Annotated in this window: 1 protein-coding gene; it reads left to right on the top strand. The window is 61.2% G+C overall.

Annotated elements, in window-relative coordinates; genetic code table 11:
* Positions 1–696 (top strand): major capsid protein (locus tag PKE99_RS39170; RefSeq protein ID WP_271215087.1); only part of this gene is annotated, 696 nt, incomplete at its 5' end.
* Positions 697–836 lie beyond the last annotated feature (140 nt).

Here is an 836-nt window from a genome sequence, read left to right as displayed (position 1 = left end):
GATGCGCTGGAAGCAACGGTGCCCATTGAGCATCAGGAAGAGGCCGGTTCGGTCCCCGGTATCGATCTGGCGAAGGGTGCCATCGACATGGTGCTCGACGTGGTCGATCTTGGCCTCGAACTCGAATGCGCGCAAATGGCGCGCAACACGGCGAACTATGCCGCGTCGAACAAGGTTACCCTGACCACGACCGCCCGCTGGACGCAGTCCACCTCGGCCCCCAAGGCAGATATCAAGGCAGGCAAAGAGGTCATTCGCCGTATGACCGGCCGTTACCCCAATACGCTGATCCAGGGGCCGAATGCCGCCAATGCGCTGACCGAACACCAGACCTTCAAGGATCAGTTCAAATACACCTCGGCCGACTCGATCACGCTGGACATGCTGGCCCGTTCGCTCGAGCTGGACAATGTGATCTCCGGCAAGGCGGTCTTCCTGCCTGAAAATGCGGGGGACGATGTCCCAGCGACGGATATCTGGGGCGATGACGCGATCCTCGCCTATGTCCCGAAGGGCACCAACTATCGCGTTCCCGCCTTCGGCTACACCTATGAGCTGTCGGGCTACCCGCAGATCCAGAAGCCGTATTTCCTGGACAGCAACGACAGCTGGATTTACGGCACGAAGACCGAGCGCCGCCCCTATATCGTTGGTGCTGACGCTGGCTTCCTGTTCCAGAATGCGGGGCAGAGCTGATGGCTGACGCGCTGGTGAAAGTGCGCCTGGCGCATGCAGTCAAGATCGGCACCCGCTGGCTTCCGCCCGGTGAGCATGACGTCACTCCTGAAGACAAGGCCGTGCTCATTGCTTGCGGGGTGCTCGTCGAAGCCACGCCG

It is taken from the genome of Pseudonocardia halophobica, assembly GCF_027922425.1.
GTDB lineage: Bacteria > Actinomycetota > Actinomycetes > Mycobacteriales > Pseudonocardiaceae > Pseudonocardia > Pseudonocardia halophobica.
Note: the sequence above shows the minus strand (reverse complement) of the source record. Positions and strands in the feature narration are given on the sequence as shown.